The sequence below is a fragment of the Niallia sp. WK069_GA_01 genome (assembly GCF_983173855.1).
The window spans coordinates 3,699,199-3,718,451 of record NZ_OZ470138.1 but is presented as its reverse complement, the minus strand read 5'-3'; the positions used below and the strand labels follow the sequence as shown (position 1 = coordinate 3,718,451).

General features: G+C 35.0%; 20 protein-coding genes, 3 pseudogenes and 1 CRISPR repeat array. Of the genes and pseudogenes, 14 read left to right on the top strand and 9 right to left on the bottom strand.

The window, feature by feature from the left end:
* Positions 1–146 precede the first annotated feature (146 nt).
* The 3 genes and pseudogenes from AC5LWL_RS17410 to AC5LWL_RS17400 form a co-directional block, all read left to right on the top strand.
* The gene (locus tag AC5LWL_RS17410) at positions 147–635 is read left to right on the top strand and encodes a TOBE domain-containing protein (RefSeq protein ID WP_493436644.1); all 489 of its coding nucleotides are present in this window, start codon (positions 147–149) and stop codon (positions 633–635) included.
* Between the two features lie 429 nt (positions 636–1,064).
* Positions 1,065–1,943, top strand: a complete 879-nt coding sequence (locus tag AC5LWL_RS17405) for a radical SAM/SPASM domain-containing protein (protein ID WP_493435488.1) — start codon at positions 1,065–1,067, stop codon at positions 1,941–1,943.
* Positions 1,944–2,094: 151 nt separating this feature from the next.
* A pseudogene (locus AC5LWL_RS17400) lies at positions 2,095–2,652 on the top strand (alkaline phosphatase); the annotation flags it as partial.
* Between the two features lie 204 nt (positions 2,653–2,856).
* Here AC5LWL_RS17400 and AC5LWL_RS17395 read toward each other — a convergent pair.
* Positions 2,857–3,999 (bottom strand): IS110 family RNA-guided transposase, encoded by a 1,143-nt coding sequence (locus tag AC5LWL_RS17395; RefSeq protein ID WP_493432573.1) that lies wholly within the window; start codon positions 3,997–3,999, stop codon positions 2,857–2,859.
* 278 nt (positions 4,000–4,277) lie between these two features.
* Here AC5LWL_RS17395 and AC5LWL_RS17390 point away from each other — a divergent pair.
* A pseudogene (locus AC5LWL_RS17390) lies at positions 4,278–4,688 on the top strand (alkaline phosphatase); the annotation flags it as partial.
* Positions 4,689–4,765: 77 nt separating this feature from the next.
* Here AC5LWL_RS17390 and AC5LWL_RS17385 read toward each other — a convergent pair.
* Both AC5LWL_RS17385 and AC5LWL_RS17380 read right to left on the bottom strand, forming a co-directional pair.
* On the bottom strand, positions 4,766–5,146 hold the full coding sequence (locus AC5LWL_RS17385; protein WP_493435487.1) for an SLAP domain-containing protein: 381 nt from the start codon (positions 5,144–5,146) through the stop codon (positions 4,766–4,768).
* A gap of 65 nt (positions 5,147–5,211) precedes the next feature.
* Complete coding sequence (locus AC5LWL_RS17380; protein ID WP_493435486.1) at positions 5,212–5,514, bottom strand: hypothetical protein; 303 nt, start codon at positions 5,512–5,514, stop codon at positions 5,212–5,214.
* Positions 5,515–5,730: 216 nt separating this feature from the next.
* Here AC5LWL_RS17380 and AC5LWL_RS17375 point away from each other — a divergent pair, with 216 nt between their 5' ends.
* The 6 genes from AC5LWL_RS17375 (at position 5,731) to AC5LWL_RS17350 (ending at position 11,249) form a co-directional block, all read left to right on the top strand.
* Positions 5,731–6,822 carry a DUF4236 domain-containing protein gene (locus AC5LWL_RS17375; protein WP_493435485.1) on the top strand — a complete coding sequence of 364 codons (1,092 nt, stop codon included), beginning with the start codon at positions 5,731–5,733 and terminating at the stop codon, positions 6,820–6,822.
* Positions 6,823–6,911: 89 nt separating this feature from the next.
* Complete coding sequence (locus tag AC5LWL_RS17370) at positions 6,912–7,211, top strand: nucleotide pyrophosphohydrolase (protein WP_493435484.1); 300 nt, start codon at positions 6,912–6,914, stop codon at positions 7,209–7,211.
* A gap of 398 nt (positions 7,212–7,609) precedes the next feature.
* Positions 7,610–8,902: a CRISPR direct-repeat array (repeat unit 32 nt; unit sequence GTCGCACTCTTCGTGAGTGCGTGGATTGAAAT).
* A gap of 250 nt (positions 8,903–9,152) precedes the next feature.
* Positions 9,153–9,656: a hypothetical protein gene (locus tag AC5LWL_RS17365; protein WP_493435483.1), complete on the top strand. Its 504-nt coding sequence runs from the start codon at positions 9,153–9,155 to the stop codon at positions 9,654–9,656.
* Between the two features lie 28 nt (positions 9,657–9,684).
* Positions 9,685–10,194 (top strand): hypothetical protein, encoded by a 510-nt coding sequence (locus AC5LWL_RS17360; RefSeq protein ID WP_493435482.1) that lies wholly within the window; start codon positions 9,685–9,687, stop codon positions 10,192–10,194.
* A 45-nt stretch (positions 10,195–10,239) separates the two neighbouring features.
* Positions 10,240–10,734 (top strand): hypothetical protein, encoded by a 495-nt coding sequence (locus AC5LWL_RS17355; protein WP_493435481.1) that lies wholly within the window; start codon positions 10,240–10,242, stop codon positions 10,732–10,734.
* A gap of 32 nt (positions 10,735–10,766) precedes the next feature.
* Positions 10,767–11,249 (top strand): hypothetical protein, encoded by a 483-nt coding sequence (locus tag AC5LWL_RS17350; RefSeq protein ID WP_493435480.1) that lies wholly within the window; start codon positions 10,767–10,769, stop codon positions 11,247–11,249.
* A gap of 123 nt (positions 11,250–11,372) precedes the next feature.
* On the opposite strand, the gene AC5LWL_RS17345 is transcribed toward AC5LWL_RS17350, so the two are convergent.
* On the bottom strand, positions 11,373–11,702 hold the full coding sequence (locus AC5LWL_RS17345; protein WP_493435479.1) for a hypothetical protein: 330 nt from the start codon (positions 11,700–11,702) through the stop codon (positions 11,373–11,375).
* Complete coding sequence (locus tag AC5LWL_RS17340; protein WP_493435478.1) at positions 11,699–12,016, bottom strand: hypothetical protein; 318 nt, start codon at positions 12,014–12,016, stop codon at positions 11,699–11,701. Before AC5LWL_RS17340 ends, AC5LWL_RS17345 begins: the two co-directional genes overlap by 4 nt.
* 370 nt (positions 12,017–12,386) lie before the next feature.
* On the opposite strand from AC5LWL_RS17340, the gene AC5LWL_RS17335 reads away from it, so the two are divergent.
* Entirely contained in the window at positions 12,387–12,941 is a 555-nt protein-coding gene (locus AC5LWL_RS17335) for a thioredoxin family protein (protein WP_493435477.1), read from the top strand.
* Between the two features lie 117 nt (positions 12,942–13,058).
* Here AC5LWL_RS17335 and AC5LWL_RS17330 read toward each other — a convergent pair.
* The 4 genes and pseudogenes from AC5LWL_RS17330 to AC5LWL_RS17315 form a co-directional block, all read right to left on the bottom strand.
* Positions 13,059–13,361, bottom strand: a pseudogene (locus tag AC5LWL_RS17330) (transposase); the annotation flags it as partial.
* 66 nt (positions 13,362–13,427) lie between these two features.
* Entirely contained in the window at positions 13,428–13,679 is a 252-nt protein-coding gene (locus AC5LWL_RS17325; protein WP_493435476.1) for an IS3 family transposase, read from the bottom strand.
* Between the two features lie 175 nt (positions 13,680–13,854).
* Complete coding sequence (locus tag AC5LWL_RS17320; RefSeq protein ID WP_493435475.1) at positions 13,855–14,025, bottom strand: transposase; 171 nt, start codon at positions 14,023–14,025, stop codon at positions 13,855–13,857.
* A gap of 1,064 nt (positions 14,026–15,089) precedes the next feature.
* Positions 15,090–15,590 (bottom strand): hypothetical protein, encoded by a 501-nt coding sequence (locus AC5LWL_RS17315; protein WP_493435474.1) that lies wholly within the window; start codon positions 15,588–15,590, stop codon positions 15,090–15,092.
* A gap of 160 nt (positions 15,591–15,750) precedes the next feature.
* Between AC5LWL_RS17315 and AC5LWL_RS17310 the strand changes: the two genes are divergently transcribed.
* From AC5LWL_RS17310 to AC5LWL_RS17300, 3 genes are all read left to right on the top strand, one after another.
* Positions 15,751–16,871 (top strand): IS3 family transposase gene (locus tag AC5LWL_RS17310; RefSeq protein WP_493435473.1). Its coding sequence is split into 2 segments (ribosomal slippage): positions 15,751–16,000 and positions 16,000–16,871, totalling 1,122 coding nucleotides; the frame shifts between segments, so codons are not numbered across the junction.
* A gap of 345 nt (positions 16,872–17,216) precedes the next feature.
* Positions 17,217–17,432 (top strand): helix-turn-helix domain-containing protein, encoded by a 216-nt coding sequence (locus AC5LWL_RS17305; RefSeq protein ID WP_493435472.1) that lies wholly within the window; start codon positions 17,217–17,219, stop codon positions 17,430–17,432.
* Between the two features lie 24 nt (positions 17,433–17,456).
* Entirely contained in the window at positions 17,457–19,253 is a 1,797-nt protein-coding gene (locus tag AC5LWL_RS17300; RefSeq protein ID WP_493435471.1) for a DNA cytosine methyltransferase, read from the top strand.

The following is a 19,253-nucleotide window of genomic DNA, read 5'->3' as shown; positions in this document are numbered from 1 at the left end:
GATGAACCTTTATCCAATCTAGATGCCAAACTACGTGTAAAAATGCGTTAGGAAATTAGCAGATTACATAAGAGCTTAGAGAAAACATTTGTGTATGTAACACATGATCAAACAGAAGCCATGACAATGGGAATCGTATTGTTGTGATGCATGAAGGAGTTGTCCAGCAGGTAGCGCCACCAAAAGACATTTATGATTATCCAGCTAATAAGTATATTGCTGGATTTATCGGTTCACCTGGCATGAATTTTATAGATGGAAAATTGGTAGAAGCACATGGTGGCGTGTATTTTCAAGCAGATGCTTTTTCGATTCCGATTTCAGAGGAGCAAAGCAAAGTGTTTTATGCGAAAGGCTATGTTGGACACGAAATTATCCTTGGTATTCGCCCAGAGGATATTCTGGCAAATAAAGAAGGGAATACAGCATCACAACAAACCATTGTACAGGGAATAGTTGATTTAGCAGAAGATATGGGTTCTGAAACGTATCTCTACGTGAAAGTAGGCGGTAATGTCCTAACTGCAAGAGTAGAGGGAAGAAACAAACAAACAATCGGGCATGCAATTCAGTTAGCATTTAATATGAAAAAAGCCCATTTTTTTGACATAGAAACAGAAGAAGCTATTAGGTGATAGTTGAAAAGGAAGAAAAATATTTTCGCTAAAGCTATAGAGATTACTGTTGCATTCTTTTTATAATACTAGGAATTATTAACGAAGCGGAGTGCCGAATAGCGCACTTTGCTTCGCTTAGACTAAAAAAAAGTTTTGTTATCGAAAAAAATGGAAGTATACGCACTATTTTTATGAAAAAGTGTCCGAATGAGCAGTGATTCTATGATAAAAGCGTTATTATAGGTGGAAATCATTCCATCTACTCAATCATTGTTTTAGTTTTCTGTTTTATTGTTTCAGTTTTAGGTCATTTTGTTTCAATTTTAATCATTTAGCTATTTATTTCCTCGAATAATCATGTTTCTATTTACTCCAACTTATGCTGTAATAAGAAAGGAACAATTTTTTTATGCTGTTCTAAGTAGTAAAGGAATTGAGGGATTTTGGTTGAAGAAGTTTAAGAAGTTTTATTTAGAGGTTACAAGTGTATGTAATCTTGCATGTAGTTTCTGTCCGCCAACAGAAAGGCAGAAGCAATTCATTTCTGTGGAGGATTTTTCGAAGCGTTTAGACCAAATTAAACCGCACACAGACTATATTTATTTACATGTTAAGGGGGAGCCGCTGCTGCACCCTAAAATAGAACAATTATTAGATGTAAGTCATGAAAAAGGATTTAAAGTTAATATTACAACAAATGGAACATTAATTAATAAGAAGAAGCAAAAAATAATAAACAAACCTGCATTAAGACAAATGAATTTTTCTCTGCATAGCTTTGATGGACATGAGGGCTCTACAGATAAGGAAGGATATGTGAAAAGTATTCTTTCCTTCATTAAAGAAGCAACAAGCCAATCTGACATGATTGTTTCACTACGACTTTGGAATCTCACACAAGATAATATGACGAATCTGGAAAAACAAAGAAATCGGCAATTACTTGAAATCATTGAAAAAGAATTTGATTTAGACTATAAAATTGAAGAAAAGGTAACACCAGGAAGTGGCGTAAAAATTGCGGAACGCATCTTTATTAATCAAGATTACGAGTTTCAGTGGCCAGCTCTGCATGAAGAAGAGGATGATGGAAAAGGCTTCTGTTATGGTCTTCGAAATCAAGCAGGAATACTAGCAAATGGAACCGTGATCCCTTGTTGTTTAGATGGAGAGGGAGTAATTAACCTTGGAAATATTAATGATGCCTCCTTTTCTGATATTATCGAAGGAGATAGAGCAAAAAACATTGTGGATGGTTTTTCAAGAAGAGTCGCAGTCGAAGAACTATGCAGGAAGTGCGGGTATCGCAAACGGTTTGGGAAATAGATAGGGCGAAGAAAAACTTTGTTAGAAGATAAAGTGTCAGGCTGCAAAAGGACATTTGTTCCTTATGGGTGCCTAACACTTTTTTGTCATCTTGATTTTACCATATATTTACAAATAATATGTAATTCTATAATACTTGTCCTTTAAAGTTATGGCATCTGGGGTGAAAACCTATAACGGAGCAATTGGAGTGGATGCGAACAAAAAATCAGTAAAAACGATTCTGGAAATGGCAGATAAAGCTGGAAAGTCAACCGGTTTGGTTACAACAAGCCAGATTACGGATGCTACACCAGCAGCATTTGGCTCACATGTTGCCGATCGTTCGAAACAAAGCGAGATTGCTAAACAATATTTAGAAAAAAGCAAAGTGGATGTATTGCTGGGTGGTGGCGAAGATTTCTGGTATCCTGCTGGAAATGCTGGGAAGTATGAGGACGAGCCTGCTAAAGATCCATCGGAAAAAAGCAAAGGAACACAGGGGAATCTAGTTGAAAAAGCGAAAAAACTAGGATATAAATATGTAACAAATAAAAAGGAATTGGATAAAGCAAACAGCGGCAAAATCTTAGGGTTGTTTGCCAATGAAGAAATGTTTGAACAAAGAGAAGAGGGACAAGGTAATTTATATAATCCAGTCGTTCCTTTGCCTGATATGACGAAAAAAGCGATTGATACTTTATCAAAAAATAAAAAAGGCTTTTTTCTGTGAAAATAAAACGGGCGAGTGGCTATTCTGGGTATCTGTATAATACAGTAACGTGTTCTATTTGATAGGGCGGGTACAGGATTTTGGTGTAAAGAAAATCTTGAAGCGTGGACTTCTAGAAAAAAGACAATAGTAAAGAAAGGGTGTGACCTCAATTTTTTAAAAAAATCACAACCTTAATAGAGTATTGTAATGGAAGGTCGTCTAACCAGCTAGACGTGGTTCAGAGAAGTGTTGCTTATTAATAAATAGGGTATATATAATTCTTAAAACTTTATGTGCAATAGCCTGTAAAGCTTTTTTCTTTCCTCTTCTTGCAGATAGAGACCAAAAAACATTTGACATTGAGGTATTTTTCGACCTTGATATAGCCCAAGCAACCTCACAAAGAGCAGCTTTTATATGTGGGTTTCCTTGAACGCTTTTGGAACTTTTCTTTTTACCAGCACTTTCATTATTGCCAGGTGATACACCAGCCCAAGAAGCTAAATGTCTTGATGAAGGGAATTGGCTCATATCTGTTCCGATTTCCGCAATAATAACAGCAGCTGTGTGTTCCTTTATACCTGGGATAGATAAAAGTATTTCTTTTTCTTCTTGATAGGAATGAAGCAGGGTATCTATCCTATTTTCAAGTTCTTGAATGGAAGTTTCCAAATACATGATATGATTCCAAGAGCTTTTAATCATAAACATTTGATGTTCATTTAATGTTCCGAAAAGAGAATCGGAAATGGTATCAGCCTTCTTGCGGAGAGAATGATGGATATTGGCATCAACATCAGCCTTATCAAGGTATCCATTATCGACTAACTGTTTCAAAAGTTTACGTCCAGAAACCCCAAAGATATCAGAAATAACTGAACCAAGCTTTATGTTTGAACATTCGAGGACCTTTGAAATTCTATTTTTTTCAGCTGTTAAGTTACCAACCCATTTCTTGCGTAAACGGTTCAAATCTCTTAATTCCCGAAGATCTTGGGAAGGGACAAAGCTTTTTTCAATCAATCCATGACGAAGAAGCTTGGCAATCCATTCTGCATCTGAAACATCGGTCTTACGACCAGGAACGTTTTTAATACGTTGGGCATTGGCCACAGTAATATCGAAATATCCTTCAAGGATGTTGTATACCGGCTTCCAATAGATTCCGGTACTTTCCAGAGCAATGTGTGTAATTTGTTTTTCTTCTAACCACTTTAATAAATCAAATAAACTTTTGGTTAAAGTGGAAAAAGTCTTGGTTTCTTTTTGAATGGATTCATTATTAGTGCCAGTTAGGGCACAAACTACAATCTCTTTTTGATGAACATCCATTCCGGCACAATGGGTTAATAAAATGTCCAAATAAAACAACCTCCAAAGTAGTGTCTATGGAAAGTGGAATAAGCTTGGTCAAACAGCATTTTTCTGTACGTGATCATCCTCAAAAATTGAAGAGTCAACAAAGGGGTGTACACAAGGCAAATTCCAAACAGTTTCTTATACAGGGTCGAACCACCACAAAAGCGCACGTAAAGATTACTTCCCATAGCATTAATCAGTATGGAAAAATGGACAAAAAAGTAAAACCCCGGCTTAGAAAAAATTTTCATGCCGGGGTGTGAGTGTGAAATCATGTGTGTTTCTTAATGGTAGAGGAAGAGGGAACAGATGAATTCTCTCATGAAAACAATGCCGAAAAAATGATTAAAGCAGGACAACAGCTGGACAAATCGGTGAAAATAGCCAAAGACTATGCAAAAAAACATCGTGATACATTAGTACTCGTTGTAGCCGATCATGAATGCGGCGGTCTGGTGATTGAAGATGTAAGCTCAAGCGATGAATCAGGAGATGGAATATCGAAAGAAGATGGACCATTCAAAGTAGCAAAAAGCAATAATCAATTTACGGTTGATTGGACAACTAGCGGACATGGTGGAGTTACCGTTCCATTAACAGCAACAGGAGCGAACGCTGAATTATTGGCAGGAAGCTATGAAAATACGCATATTTTTGATGCTATAAAAAATGCAATGGGATTAAAGAAATAAACTAAACTTCCTCAGTGGGGGTAAACTAAAATGACCAGGACCGCATAAGCCAATTTGCGCTCCTGGTCATTTTTACATCATTCTTCTATTTGCAAATATCCGTTCTGAAGGGAGGGCTGTTGAATCAAGCTTTCTTTTGGGAAAATAAATGTCCAAGGCATACTTGTTTTTGGCGGTAGAATAATAGCTGACACCTTAAATGCATATTCAGCAATAAGCGTATTCTCTTCAAAATAATTTAGTCTAGTATGATTTAAAAATAGATCTTTATTGTTTATATTATGAATAATAACGGTCGCAAGTAAATCTCCCTTGTGATTGATCGCTTGCCAAAGGGGAGTAATCGGGATAGCAGCGGTTTCAATGATGTCTGCCTTCTGAAATGCTTGTTCAATTGCTTTGCGATCCTTTTGTGAGATTGTTTTGTCCCAAGCGGATTCAAAGATTAGTTTTTGCATGAAAATGTCTCCTAAGTTTGATGGAATAATAGCAGAAACAAATGATAGTAAATTTATGTCACCTATTATAGATAAGCAAAAGAAATTCTTGGTTCAGAATGAATAATAACTTGTCCATTTATTTCTTCAATGCCAACTTGAAACGTGTACGGGTTGCCAGGAATCGTAATGTCTGCTACGGTTTGCCATTCCACATCAACCTTCGTGTGAACGGTGTAATGGATATATGTATGTGTACCTGTGTGAAAACGGCGCAGGATTTTTTTATGCTTTTCTTCACAAAATACCGCTTCATGTAAATTTTCGCTAGTAAGTTCTTTTCCAATTAATGATTTTAATCTATCTAAAATATCTGCTTTTCTAATCATTTATAACAATCCTTTCAGGTATCTGTCCTCTTATTATAAATAGTTGGATGTATAATTTGTAGCAGGAGATTAGAATTTTATTAAATAAAAATTAATTTTGAATAAAGTAGCAAATAGCACACATATGGACATTCGTTTATTAGGGCCTAATAAACTTTTTTTGAAAATTCCCCTTTTTTAGTATGCTATAATATGGAAAAAAGGAGGGCTATTAGCATGGGTATTGGTTTTCGGAAAAGTTTTAAAATTGCTCCTGGTGTCCGGCTAAATGTTGGTTCCAAAAGCGTTGGCATGAGTGCCGGTGTAAAAGGACTTCGGTATAGTGTTAACTCTCGGACAGGCAGCAGAGTAACTGCCGGTATTCCGGGGACAGGATTATCCTATTCAACCTCCGGGAGCAGAAACAGAAAGTCGCCTGCTTATCAAAGGCAAGCAGATATAAAGAGAAGACAACGGGAAATAGAAAAAATGAATGAATTGGAACAGGCAAGGCTCGCTGTGGAAGCATATGAAAATACAATCGATAGAATTCATTCCATTCATATAGAAGCAGATGAACCGGTTAATTGGGGAAATATAAGAAGCTCTGTTCCTCCCTATAATATGCATATAGCAGAAATAGGACCGAATGAGCAAATAGCTCTACATAAACTACAAAACTATAAACCTGGCTTACTATCAAGGATATTTAAAAATCAGCAATCAGAAGAACAAAAATTACGGGAAGAAGTATTAGTAGCAAGAGAAAAGGATAGACAAGATTATCAAGCATGGGAGAGGGATGCAACCATTGCGGCAAACGTATTGGCTGGCGATATCGATACGTATTTTCAAGTGATCGAAGCATTTGCACCACTAGAAGACCTTACAGAATTCGGCAGTGGCTTTGAACTCGTTTGTGAAAATTCCAAAGTAATGGAAGTTGAATTTGAAGTAAATGCAGAAAACGTTGTTCCAAACGAGCAATTATCTTTAACGAAAACAGGCAAACTTTCCAGAAAGCAAATGCCAAAAGGAAAGTTTTTTGATATTCAACAAGATTATGTATGCAGCTGCGCTTTAAGAATCGCCCGTGATCTATTTGCCCTGCTGCCATTAAACACAGTTTACATACATGCAGCCGATCATCGACTAAATACTGCAACAGGCTATGACGAAAAAATAACGATTCTTTCTGTAAAACTAGAGAAAGAAAAACTAAACAGGCTGAATTTTGCAAACATCGACTGCTCTGACGCAATAGAATCTTTTGAACATAAGATGAATTTTAAGAAAACAAAGGGCTTTGAGGCAGTTGAAAGGTTGTGAAAGAAGACTTTTGCAGCTTCACCTCAAGTTGAAAAATAAAAGAGCTCATTATACATATTAATAAAAAAATAAGAATAGGGGTTTACAAAATGAACGCATTAATAAAAGATGTATTAGCATTCCGAGATGAGCGAAATTGGAAACAATACCATGACGAAAAAGATCTAGCTATCTCCATTGTCCTAGAAGCAAGCGAATTGCTAGAAAACTTCCAATGGAAAACAAGCAAAGAAGCAAAAGAAAATGATTTCCAAAATATCAAAGAAGAAATGGCAGATGTATTGATCTATTTAATTCAATTGGCGGATAAACTAGACATTGATTTAGAGAAAGAAGGATTGGCAAAGATGGTGAAGAATCGGGAGAAGTATCCGGTTATGGGGAAATAAGGTAGAGTATAAAGTGGGAAGGTCTGTAAAATTGTAAAAAAAGGAATTGGGCTTTAGCCGACTCTTAATAGGCAGTTAAAATTGACTGTGGCTTTGTTAATGATTTATTTAAAGGAACTAGTCAAGTTGGCAATAATAGTTAATATTAGAATAATGTCAAATATGAAGGCATAAACAAAATAGCAATTTAAAGGGAAGTTTTTATTTATCCATTAATATACTTACCTAGGTGCGAATGTAAAGCTCACACGATTTTTCTAGGAGATTCGCACCTGAAATTTATTGCTATTTACTACTAAATACTTAAAATGTTCAATATTGTTCCTTGGTTCACAAGGAAAATAGCGATTTTTTAGTCGAAAAAGTGAAAAATTACTTCTTTTGATGAAAAATTCGCTGTCGCACTCTTCGTGAGTGCGTGGATTGAAATCATCGTATCTAATATAATCGTCTAACATAATTTCCGTCGCACTCTTCGTGAGTGCGTGGATTGAAATATATCTGCCAAAGATATAAAAGTTTTGGGATGTAGTCGCACTCTTCGTGAGTGCGTGGATTGAAATAAATACGACATCTTTTCCTTCTAAGAAAAACTCTCGTCGCACTCTTCGTGAGTGCGTGGATTGAAATCTCTTGTGTAAAATTCTCTCTTTGCTCATCCGTTGTCGCACTCTTCGTGAGTGCGTGGATTGAAATATAGCACTAAATATATTACTTTTTCCGCTAGCATTAGTCGCACTCTTCGTGAGTGCGTGGATTGAAATACCCAAAGTTTTAAAGGCTTTTTCCTTCATTTTGTCGCACTCTTCGTGAGTGCGTGGATTGAAATTCATAATCTATATTCATGCTCTCGTCACCACCATTGTCGCACTCTTCGTGAGTGCGTGGATTGAAATCATCCTTTACATTCAAGCCAGTTAAAGCAAATATTGTCGCACTCTTCGTGAGTGCGTGGATTGAAATTCCGAAGGGCATTCCGTCGGAAGGTTTTACTCCGGTCGCACTCTTCGTGAGTGCGTGGATTGAAATTCTAAAAAACGTAACCTTGTAAATTTTGGTAACGTCGCACTCTTCGTGAGTGCGTGGATTGAAATCATATGTATCACACCTTATCTCTAAACATCCTCCACGTCGCACTCTTCGTGAGTGCGTGGATTGAAATAAATAAGCCAGGTAACATAAATAAATTAGCAAAGTCGCACTCTTCGTGAGTGCGTGGATTGAAATAGCATTTCGGTTAGGTCTCTATTCGATGGAGATGTCGCACTCTTCGTGAGTGCGTGGATTGAAATATTTTTGATTTAATATGTAGAGAAAAGGAGTAGATGTCGCACTCTTCGTGAGTGCGTGGATTGAAATTACTGGAGACTGTTTAAGTCCTCTAGTTGGAGATCGTCGCATTCTTCGTGAGTGCGTGGATTGAAATTTTGGAATCAATGAAACAAACGGTATCTGGTGCGGTCGCATTCTTCGTGAGTGCGTGGATTGAAATAAATGCTCTAACTCTATCAAGCGAAATCAATGTTTGTCGCACTCTTCGTGAGTGCGTGGATTGAAATTGTTGGTTATCTTCCTGCTAAAGCTGTTTTGCCGTCGCACTCTTCATGAGTGCGTGGATTGAAATTGTTGGATTGTACCCATCTGCAAAGATTGTTTCGGGTCGCACTCTTCATGAGTGCGTGGATTGAAATTTGAATATCGCCCATAGTAGAGTAAATAGAACGCCGTCGCACTCTTCATGAGTGCGACTTTAATTTTTGTTTAGAAATAGAGGTTTTGTAAAAGAAAAGGCACCATAAAAATACATTTTTAGGCACTTAAAATCTTAGGCCCTAGAGAGGTTCTGTAAAAAAAGAATGGAGAAGAACATGGGTGAACGTTATAAATGAAGGAATGGTGATATAATAAAGGAATAAAGGAATCTAAAAAGAGGTGATGATGATGACAAAAGGTTTATATCGTAAGCACAGAGTAGATGGAACAGCTAAAAAACAAATAAATAGGTATGCTTCTGATTATAGAAAAAATAAACAAATGTCAACAAGTGCTGTAGTGGAAACATCAGAGGGTCTTGTGATTGTTAAAACAAAAGCAAAAAAATCATCTCCTTATATGAAAAGAATAAATCAATCAATAAAAAATTCAAATGGGTATCAGTATTCTTTAGAGAAAGCAGCTCAAATAGTGAAAGAAGCAAGTTCTTCTAACGCAAAAATCTTTGTAGAGAACTCAAGTGCGAATGCAACACCAATTATAAAAACGGAAGAAAATATACCATCTTATAATTTGGATCATATTCTGCAGGATATCAAAATGCTCCAAGATTCGAGTGGGTATGAAAATGTGGATGAATTTAAACATGCAATTGATGAAGGGGAAGTGAAAAATTACTCTAGAGCTTTATTAAAAAGATGGGAGATTTTAGAGGGATTTCTAAAGAAATAATAAGTATTGTATATTGAGGGAGAGTTAGATGCTAGATACACGCGTTATTTACAATGGTTCTGCTTATTTATATAAACAGTATGTATGTAATTGTATAAGTGGATATAAAAATTATGTTAGAGATGCTAATAGCTTGCCTTCCATCTTGTGTATTGCCGAAATATCGAAAGGCAGATACTCTTTTACAACAAAATCCTATGCCTTTTTAAAAACTGGAGATTCATTAGTGGGTGATTATATACGTTTCCATGATGGCTCTATTCTGTCATTAGCTCAAACTTTTAGAGTAGAGGATAATGAATGTATCGTAGAAACGTCCATTATCACGTTTGCAAAATCGAATAATAATGGTTGTGCAGAATATGTCATTCATTTTGATACGGTTGAAAATGTACCTAATCATCCTGATTTTCATTTTCAATTTGAATATTCAAATAAAATGGAAACGCCTCGTATTGATGTACATCAATATGAAAGTATTGGAACAGTAGTTGAAATGCTTATTAGAGATGCAATAGTACCTAGTAAAAAATACTAATGGGTTTAATAATGGTAATTAAGAAAGATGTTCAAAGGAGATCCTTTGGGCTATTTTTTTGTTTCGTGCGGTAATTTTGCTGCTTTTAAATATCGTATCCTTTATTTTGTTGCACTACTTACTCCCAGCCCTGAGGTAACATCGGACAATGGCAACTTAGGCATATTTTTTGTTATTTTTGCAGCGAATACTTTTGTACAGCTGTCTAACTGTTTATGGAAAATACTGAGCAGATTAAATTGGAAGCTTCATATTTGGAAAATTGTTAGCCTAGGATCATTGGCAATTTTTTTGATAGGTTGTTTCCTGCAATATCGGTATGCGGTAAACTTAATCGATCAATTGGGTGGACCTGTAGGAAAAGAGACCTCAAGAATCTATGGTCTTTCATGGGTTAATCAATATACAAATACCTTATTCCTTAACATATATACATTTTTTATTTTAAATTCGATGGTAGTATTTCTTTTTACCATTATTAAAAAGAAATATAGAGATTCGTTTAATGAAGAAAGTAATCAGAATTACGAAGAGCAATAAGAGGAAATTAGACAATTGTAGGCGGGTTGAACATGTTAATAAGAAACAAAATTTATCTTTTTTTAGCAATATCAATTTTTTTAATTGTGTTAGCACTAGCAGTAATCCAAGTCTTTCATTTGGATGAAAGCGAGTATGACTCATACCGAGATGGAATAAATATCTCGGTAACAAATCTCTATCAATCAGAAACTCCAGAATTAGAAGTATATCTAGAAGGTGAATATAATATTCCATTATTCAAGTTTCCAAAGCTAAGAAATGGTGAAACTCTTTTCTATAATATCAAGTCAGTACCACCCAATTCTGATTACAATGTGATGGCTTCTTATCATAAAAATGGAAAGAAGTACACTGCATTTCTTGCATATATTGATGGTGGTATTGAGAAGACAGTTGTAGAAATAGATATCAACTCTTTAAACGGTGAAAAAATAGTATATTCTGTAAAAAATTCTTATAGTTTGGCTGATTCGGGTGGAGAAGATAGGGAATTTGAAGAGTTTAAAGAATAACCTGACAAAAAAAGAAAGCTTTAGGAAAATTGAGGATATTCTTCACTGTTTTCTTAAAACGTTCTTTTTCACATTTATCGTAAATAGAAGGCAAAGCCAAAAGAGCCAACTAATGATGGTTTTTTACCTAACATTTCCACTAATTCCTGCTGTTAATCCGACTTTAATGGTCCCGTTTATCACTTTATCCAAATGCCACCACCATTCGTCATTAGGCTGATTGGATAAGTTAAAATCATACGCTTTCTTAATATGTCGGTACATCTTGTGTACATTCTTGAATAGGCGTGCGTCATATTCAGCGAGAAGTTGTTGTTCTTCTAAGCTTAATTCATGAAACACCATTTGAATTTCACTTCTATTGTGCAACATCTGTACACTTTCAAATGGGCTGATTTCAAAATCGTTTACATCTTCACCGTAATTAAGAATATCCTGCTTATACATGCTCATTTAAATACCTCCCTTCCTTTTCCTAAATATTTATAACCTTTATTTGGATGTAAATAATTTTTTGTGTTCTTACTAGAAAAAGCAGTATCCACTATTCCGTTAGCACCTATAATCACGATCCAATAATCATCATCAAAAACAAAGTATTCCTGCTTAAAAGTTTGCAAGTGATAGAGATGAATATCGTTATCTGCAGTATTCATTATATTCATAATCAAGTTGTTGTAATCTTTAAGCTCCCAGTCATCTGGTATTTGTTTTCTGTTTTCTGTTCTTTCGTTTATCCCACACTTAACGGGCAGTAAAACCCCCACTGATGGAAGGTTCACTTTATGAAAATGATAAGATCACTTCTAGGTTTCCATTTTGGAACCCCTCTTTTATTAGTTTTATTTATTATATCTTTAATCCGGACTTTTAGCGACGGTTTCAATCATGCTCCTCCTTAAGGGTAGTTCTTTATCATATTAGCAATCAAGTTATATCTAATTTTTACTTTTCAAGGGAAAGCGAAGGGGCGGTTCTTTAACTTCAAATAGATAGGGGTGTCAGATGCGAGTACCAGGTACCTCATATGGACAAAAGTAAGGAAAATTCTTTTGGAATGCCAGTAACCGTTTTCATCAATCACTTCCTTTCAATATGGTATAGTAGGTCTAGAATAAAATTTCTAGGAGGATTTTCATGACAACATTAAATGAATGGTATGACAAGGGTACAACGATTGAAGCATACATAGATGCAATGACAACAAACAAAGAAAATCTGCAAAAAATTTACGAGGGCTTTGAACTTCCAAGTGATGAGGCATTTTTTAATGAGCTGCGCCAAAAAGAACTGCGCGTTATTGTGCTTACAGAAGATTGGTGCGGAGATGCCATGATGAACATGCCGATTTTAGCAAAGCTTGCAGAAAAAGCGGGGATTCGTGCAAGTGTGCTTTTAAGAGATAGCAACTTAGAACTGATGGATCAATATTTAACAAACGGGACCGCACGTGCTATTCCAATCTTCGTCTTTATTGATAAAGAAGGGAAAGAGCAAGCAGTGTGGGGACCACGAGCACCTGAAGTACAAGCGTTTGTAATGGAGCTTCGTTCAGATCTACCTGCGAAAGATGATCCAACATTTGCAGCAAAGCAACAAGTCGTTCATGAGAAAATCGTGGACGCATATGTGAATAACAAGGATATGTGGGCATACGTATACGCGAGTCTGAAAAATAAATTGCAAGGGTAAGTTTGAGAGCAGAGCAGCTAATGGTTGTTCTGCTTTTATCTATTTAAATGGGTTCGATTAATGCATTGCTATGCTATATTTACAGATATGTTAACAGGGGCGACTATTCCATTAATTTTATATGTTGCTTTTTTGAATGGTACCTTTTCGGCTCATGCTGCCTGTCATATTATACTTTTTTAATAGTTTCTGATATTCATAGGAGGCATACTGAACACCTCGGTCTGAATGGTGAATAACACCTTTTCCAGGATTTTGACGTTTGTAAGCCATCTTTAATGCGGAGATAACCAATTCCTTTGTCATGGTTTTATTCATTGCCCGACCTACTATCTTACGAGAATACAAATCCATTGCGGTCGCCAAATACAGCCATCCCTCATTCGTCGGAATATAAGTGATATCCGTTACCCACAACTGGTTTAGTTTATGTCTATCTAAGACGTTTTCACTTACTGGATGTTGATGCTTCGAATTAGTCGTAGCCTAGTATTTTTTGACAGTACAAGACTTCCATTGGTTCTTTGTCATAATGCGAGAGACTGTACGCTCACTTACTTTCACGCCACGTCTATTCAGTGTTTTAGCGATTTTGACACTGCCGTAACGTTTCTTGAATTCTAAGTGAGTCTGTAAAATCTCTTGTGATAATTTCTCACGTTGTTTCTGCCTGTCACTTTTCGGCCGTTTTAACCATTTGAAGTAACCACTTTTGGAAACTCCTAGAACGCTGCACATCTTCTCCACTCGGAATTGGGAGCGGTTTTCATGAATAAATTCATATTTTACCGAGGGCTTTTCGCGAAGTAGTGCATTGCCTTTTTTAATATTTCATTTTCCTCCTTCAAATCATGTAACTGTTTTTGTAAAGCTCTCATTTCAGCATCAGGACTAGAAAATGTTTGTACTGCTTTTACTTCTGTTCTGGCTGATGACCATATTTCTTGATCCATCCATGCAAAGTATTCGTATTTACGCCTGTTTCTCTTGCCACTTGTGCTACTGGTTTATTGTTCTCTACAATATACTTTACTGTTTCTTTTTTTAAAGTTTCATCATAACGTTTTCCGTTTCCTCTAGCCATTAGACACACCTCATTATATTTTGTATTTATATTATAACAATCTGTGTCTACTTTTTAGTCTAGCATCAATATTACCATTCTCTGAAACATGGACATCTTCGGGCTTTGGTAAAGGATGACCTGTCATCTCTGACATGCGTTTCACTCGTTCTCATATTTCTTTTGAATGCATTATTTAACCTCCTCACCTTTATTGTTAATATATACCATTTTGTATTAAGTCAAAAAGTATATTAACTTTCTTATAAATAGCGTATGCTAAATGAGTAGTAAGTTAACTATTCAATTCGTCTAATATCATGTTCAATTCATGTTTAATTCGTTTGTTTAGTTCGACTGGTATTATAATATTTTTATCGTGGTCAATGGTAAAGCTGAAAGACTCATCATCATGAATTAATCTAGCTAATGAGCGCATGTTATCGGCTTTATATACACCGTAAATTGCGTGTCCTACAATTCCTCTAAGGATAAATCTATCACCGTCAAAATAGCTCCAATTCATCAATTGTGTTTGCCATTTTTATTTTGCCTCCGCTTTGACTATAATTTAAGTAGATATAGTCACCCTTTAGCATTTTGTCTGTATGAAACATACAAGCCACGTGGAGACAGTCGCACTGCTGGAGTTGAAATAATAATTGGAACCCTTGGAAATGGCTTATTGACGGCATTTATGAGGGTTGTTTTTATTGTGAAAATTGAGATGTAGGCGCAATTTTAAGTGTGTTTTTAGGGGAATTTTGGCTTTGTGAGTGATGGAGAAGTAGAAAAAGGAGGTACAGTTTTGCGGATAGGGTTTAACAATTTGGCAGAATTAACAGTTTCACAAAATAAAAGTTATATGCTATTCTTACATCATTGACACTTAAAAATGCAAAAAGTATTGAAATTACATCGTTTTCGGAGGTTTTTGACACTTTAAAAGAAAACGATCTTCATCATTCGCTTTTTTATTTTCTAAATACAGAAAGCCGAACTATTATAGAACGCAGTGTTAGCATTTTTGATAATAGTTCGACCTTTTTAGTTGCTGAAAGCCTTTTGTTCCATCCTCTTCAAATTTAATAAAGAATAATAAATTCAATTTCCCTAGAATTATTAAGATTAGTAATTCTAACTTGGCTTTCTCGAGGAATACAGAATGATGGTATTGCAAGCCAATTTGGGTCTTGTGATCCAATGTAAATACGCCCTTGAGAAATACTACAATCAATTTGAAAATGTGCCGTATCGTCCATAGAGTTTAGAAAGTTTTGATTTGAAGCTCTAAGTGCACTTAAGTTAGTTCTATACTTAAAAGTGTTTAGATATTCTGTAGCAGACCTATTGAATACATCTTGTAAATTAGACCTTCTAATATAACCTCTATAACCTCTAGTTCTTGCACGTACTTCGTCATTATATTTGTAGAAGTTGATTCCATTTGCAATGTTTATTCCTAAGTAGTTTTGAGCAAAATCTAGTGAGTCAGCTTGAGAAAGATATAATTTTTTTTCGCCATTCCCACTTGTTGAAGTAAGTTTCATATCACAAAAACTGTCCACTGCATTAACTATATACATACACTCTCTCCTTTTTTATAAATAGAAACCATTTTAATTATATATTTTCTAGTAGATTACAATCAATTGGAGAAATAAATTGGATAGGCTACACTTAGTTGGACAGAAATTTTTAAGGTCAAATAGACTACAGATATGAAAATTAGAGGGAGAATCTACGATGACCAAAAAACCACTCCGAACTTTTACTGCGGAATTTAAACAACAAATGGTGCAACTATATCTGAATGGAAAGCGAAGAAAGGATATTATTCATGAATATGAATTAACACCGTCTGAGTTAGACAAGTGGATTAAGCAACATCAAACATCTTGCTCATTCAAGGAAAGTGATAATTTAACTCCTGAACAACAAGAATTAAATAAACTTCGTAAAGAGTTAAAACAGCTACAGATGGAGAATGATATTTTAAAGCAAGCAGCGCTAATACTAGGATAAAAGTAAATGTGATCAAAAACAATCAGCACAAATACTCGATATCAGCAATGTGCAAAGTCCTACAACTTTCAAGAAGCACATATTATTATGAAGCAAAAGAAAGCCCGTCAGAGGACGAAATGACTTCAAAGTTTAGCGAAATCTTTCATTTAAGCCGTCAAAACTACGGCACCCGTAAAATCAAAGTAGAGTTAAAAAAACAAGGGTATATCGTTTCCAGGAGAAAAATTGGCCGTATCATGAGAGAACAAGGTTTGGTATCTTCCTATACGGTTGCGCAGTTTAAACCGCACTCTACCAAGAGTAACGAGTCTAATCAGCAAAACGAATTAAATCGTGAATTCCACCAAGAAGAAGAATTGACGGTGATTGTAAGTGATTTGACATACGTAAGAGTCGATAAAAAATGGCAATACGTATGTGTATTTGTTGATCTCTTTAATCGAGAAATTATTGGCTATAGTTGCAGCCCTAACAAAGATGCAGCTCTAGTATATCGTGCATTTTCATCGATCAAGAGGGACTTACGCAAGATTCAATATTTCCATACCGATCGGGGAAATGAATTTAAAAATAAGCTAATAGACGAAGCACTCGAAACATTTAAGATTAAGCGTTCATTAAGCATGAAAGGCTGCCCTTATGATAACGCTGTAGCAGAAGCTACATTTAAAATCATCAAAACAGAGTTTATAAGAAAAAGACATTTTACTAGTTTAGAAGAATTATCAAGGGAATTATACGACTATGTAAATTGGTTTAATTACATACGAATTCATGGAACTTTGGGATATTTAAGCCCAATTGAATATAAACTTGAACACCTTAAAAAAGTTGTCTAGTTTTGTGTTGACATACCAAATTGTTTTTTTTAGAAAATAAGATGCCTAGTAGTTCATTTAGTTATCACAGATAAATGCTAGTAAGGCTATTATGCTTTTATATATAGACTCTATAGGATATTTAATACTTTAAATTATACTTCCATGAGAAGTGCCTGACCCCCGGTGCAGTAATGCTTTAACATACTGAGGAACAGGCACTTTTCCCCTAGTTTTTATCATCAACTTTTATTTACAAAATCTTGATATTTATAAATAATTTTTTGATAAAATAAAGAATTTATTGTATTATCTATAGTATATGCTTGCGTTGTACCCGTTGTTTAATATTGAGAGGTGATATAGATGGGAGTAAATTATAACAAACTTTGGAAGTTATTGATTGACAAAGATATGAATAAAACTCAACTTAAAGATGCTGCTAAAATTAGTAGCAATGCAATAGCCAAAATGGGAAAAAATGAACCTGTGTCTATCGAGACCATCGTAAAAGTCTGCAAGGTGCTTCAATGCGATATTGGTGATGTGATGGAGATTAGTACGAAGGATAAAGGCATATGATTACCCAAGATGAGGAGAACAACCATGATAAGATTAGCAACAAGTTTTAGCGGAATTGGTGCAATAGAACATGCATTAGAAAGAATGAATTTAGACCATAAAATTGTTTTTGCCTGTGATACTGGTGATGTGGATATATTATCTCAGTCTGTTGATATTGACATAAATAGTGTCGAACATGAGATAATTTCCCTAAAAGATACAATAGGAAAAATAAATATAAAAAGTTCTGAAGATGAGGATTATGTTAAAGAACTTGTTCATGATTATAATAAAGTAGTTATAAAGTTTGATAAAGAGAGAGAACTTTTTACTCATGTTGATACATCATTTCTTCAAATAGAAAAGACAATATTACTCAGAATTTGCGAAGATGAAAAAGTTAAAAAAACAAGGCTAAAAGAGTACAATCAGTTTTTACAACAACTTGAACAACGAGTTGGTGTTGATAGAACCTTTTTAGCAATAAGGTATGGTATAAAAATTATTAGCGATTTTACAAAAGATAATCCCGTAGAATTACTGAAAGAATTGGACCCGGAAGTCTTGCTTGAAAGTAAGGACAATATATCCTGGCATTCAGTATATGAAGAATTAGTTAAATTGTATTTAGTGTCAGAGGAAAAAGAATTTAAGAAAATTTTTAAGAGAATAAAAGCAATTGCAGAGAGCCTTTCGATGTTACATGAGAGAATTAATACATTTCATATAACTAAAGAATTAGATAGCATAGAAGATTATGAAGAGAAGAAAAAATATGTTGATAATCTATATGCCGGTAAAGAAAGTCAAAATAAAGTGAAACAAAGTTATATGGCTAATTATGATATTGACGAAAAAGATTTCCATTGGAATGTTTCATTCCTTGATGGAACACAGTATAGGAACCAAGTAGATTTATTTGTTGGTGGTAGCCCTTGTCAATCTTTCAGTCTAGTTGGAAAGCAAAGAGGACTTGAAGATACAAGAGGTACTTTGTTTTATGAGTATGCTAGATTAGTTAAAGAAATCAAGCCTAAAGTGTTTATTTATGAAAATGTAAAAGCTTTACTTACTAATGATAATGGAAGAACATGGGAAACTATGCAGCAAGTTTTCGCTGATTTAGATTATACTTGGTATCAGGATGTACTGAATGCAAAAGATTATGGTATTCCGCAGAATCGTGAAAGAGTGTTTGTGGTTGGATTTAGAAATGATTTGAAATTAGAAGAAAAATTTTCGTTTCCTGAGCCTATTGAATTAGAAAAAACCATGCAGGATTTTCTTTTAGATAATGTATCAGGTAAGTATTATTTACCTAAAAAAGGTGTTGATTTTGTTACAAAAGATAAAAATCTTACTAAACGCTTTACTCAAATTGATGGTACCGTCCAGTTATGTCAGAAGAAAAATCAACAGTTTAATTGGCATGGCGATTTTGTTTTTGTTGAAGAAAACCATGACAAAGAGAAAACAATGCAGGATTTGGAAAAATATTTTTTATCGGAAAAAGTACGGAAATATGTGATGGCAACGGGAACCAAGAGTTTCTATTCTAAGCCTCGAACAGATTTGGAAATAGCTAGACCTTTACTAACTACTATGCATAAAATGCATCGTGCTGGTGTGGATAATTATGTTACTACGGAAGGGAGACTTCGCAAATTGACACCTAGAGAATGTTTACGTTTGATGGGTTTTTGCGATAGTTTCGACATTGTTGTATCTGATACTTCAATGTACCAACAGGCAGGTAATTCTATAGTTGTAGATGTTTTAATGGCAATTATGGGGAAAATTATAGAAAGTTACCCCAAATTAATTCAGGAGGAAAAATGA

What these genes read in the sequence shown, in the direction of transcription:
- AC5LWL_RS17410 (WP_493436644.1), top strand. Translation starts at nt 147, where the DNA reads ATGCATGAAGGAGTTGTCCAGCAGGTAGCGCCACCAAAAGACATTTAT.
- AC5LWL_RS17305 (WP_493435472.1), top strand. Translation starts at nt 17,217, where the DNA reads ATGGGAGTAAATTATAACAAACTTTGGAAGTTATTGATTGACAAAGAT.
- AC5LWL_RS17365 (WP_493435483.1), top strand. Translation starts at nt 9,153, where the DNA reads ATGACAAAAGGTTTATATCGTAAGCACAGAGTAGATGGAACAGCTAAA.
- AC5LWL_RS17360 (WP_493435482.1), top strand. Translation starts at nt 9,685, where the DNA reads ATGCTAGATACACGCGTTATTTACAATGGTTCTGCTTATTTATATAAA.
- AC5LWL_RS17375 (WP_493435485.1), top strand. Translation starts at nt 5,731, where the DNA reads ATGGGTATTGGTTTTCGGAAAAGTTTTAAAATTGCTCCTGGTGTCCGG.
- AC5LWL_RS17335 (WP_493435477.1), top strand. Translation starts at nt 12,387, where the DNA reads ATGACAACATTAAATGAATGGTATGACAAGGGTACAACGATTGAAGCA.
- AC5LWL_RS17325 (WP_493435476.1), bottom strand. Translation starts at nt 13,679, where the DNA reads ATGTGCAGCGTTCTAGGAGTTTCCAAAAGTGGTTACTTCAAATGGTTA.
- AC5LWL_RS17370 (WP_493435484.1), top strand. Translation starts at nt 6,912, where the DNA reads ATGAACGCATTAATAAAAGATGTATTAGCATTCCGAGATGAGCGAAAT.
- AC5LWL_RS17315 (WP_493435474.1), bottom strand. Translation starts at nt 15,590, where the DNA reads ATGTATATAGTTAATGCAGTGGACAGTTTTTGTGATATGAAACTTACT.
- AC5LWL_RS17380 (WP_493435486.1), bottom strand. Translation starts at nt 5,514, where the DNA reads ATGATTAGAAAAGCAGATATTTTAGATAGATTAAAATCATTAATTGGA.
- AC5LWL_RS17350 (WP_493435480.1), top strand. Translation starts at nt 10,767, where the DNA reads ATGTTAATAAGAAACAAAATTTATCTTTTTTTAGCAATATCAATTTTT.
- AC5LWL_RS17320 (WP_493435475.1), bottom strand. Translation starts at nt 14,025, where the DNA reads ATGGCTAGAGGAAACGGAAAACGTTATGATGAAACTTTAAAAAAAGAA.
- AC5LWL_RS17300 (WP_493435471.1), top strand. Translation starts at nt 17,457, where the DNA reads ATGATAAGATTAGCAACAAGTTTTAGCGGAATTGGTGCAATAGAACAT.
- AC5LWL_RS17385 (WP_493435487.1), bottom strand. Translation starts at nt 5,146, where the DNA reads ATGCAAAAACTAATCTTTGAATCCGCTTGGGACAAAACAATCTCACAA.
- AC5LWL_RS17345 (WP_493435479.1), bottom strand. Translation starts at nt 11,702, where the DNA reads ATGAGCATGTATAAGCAGGATATTCTTAATTACGGTGAAGATGTAAAC.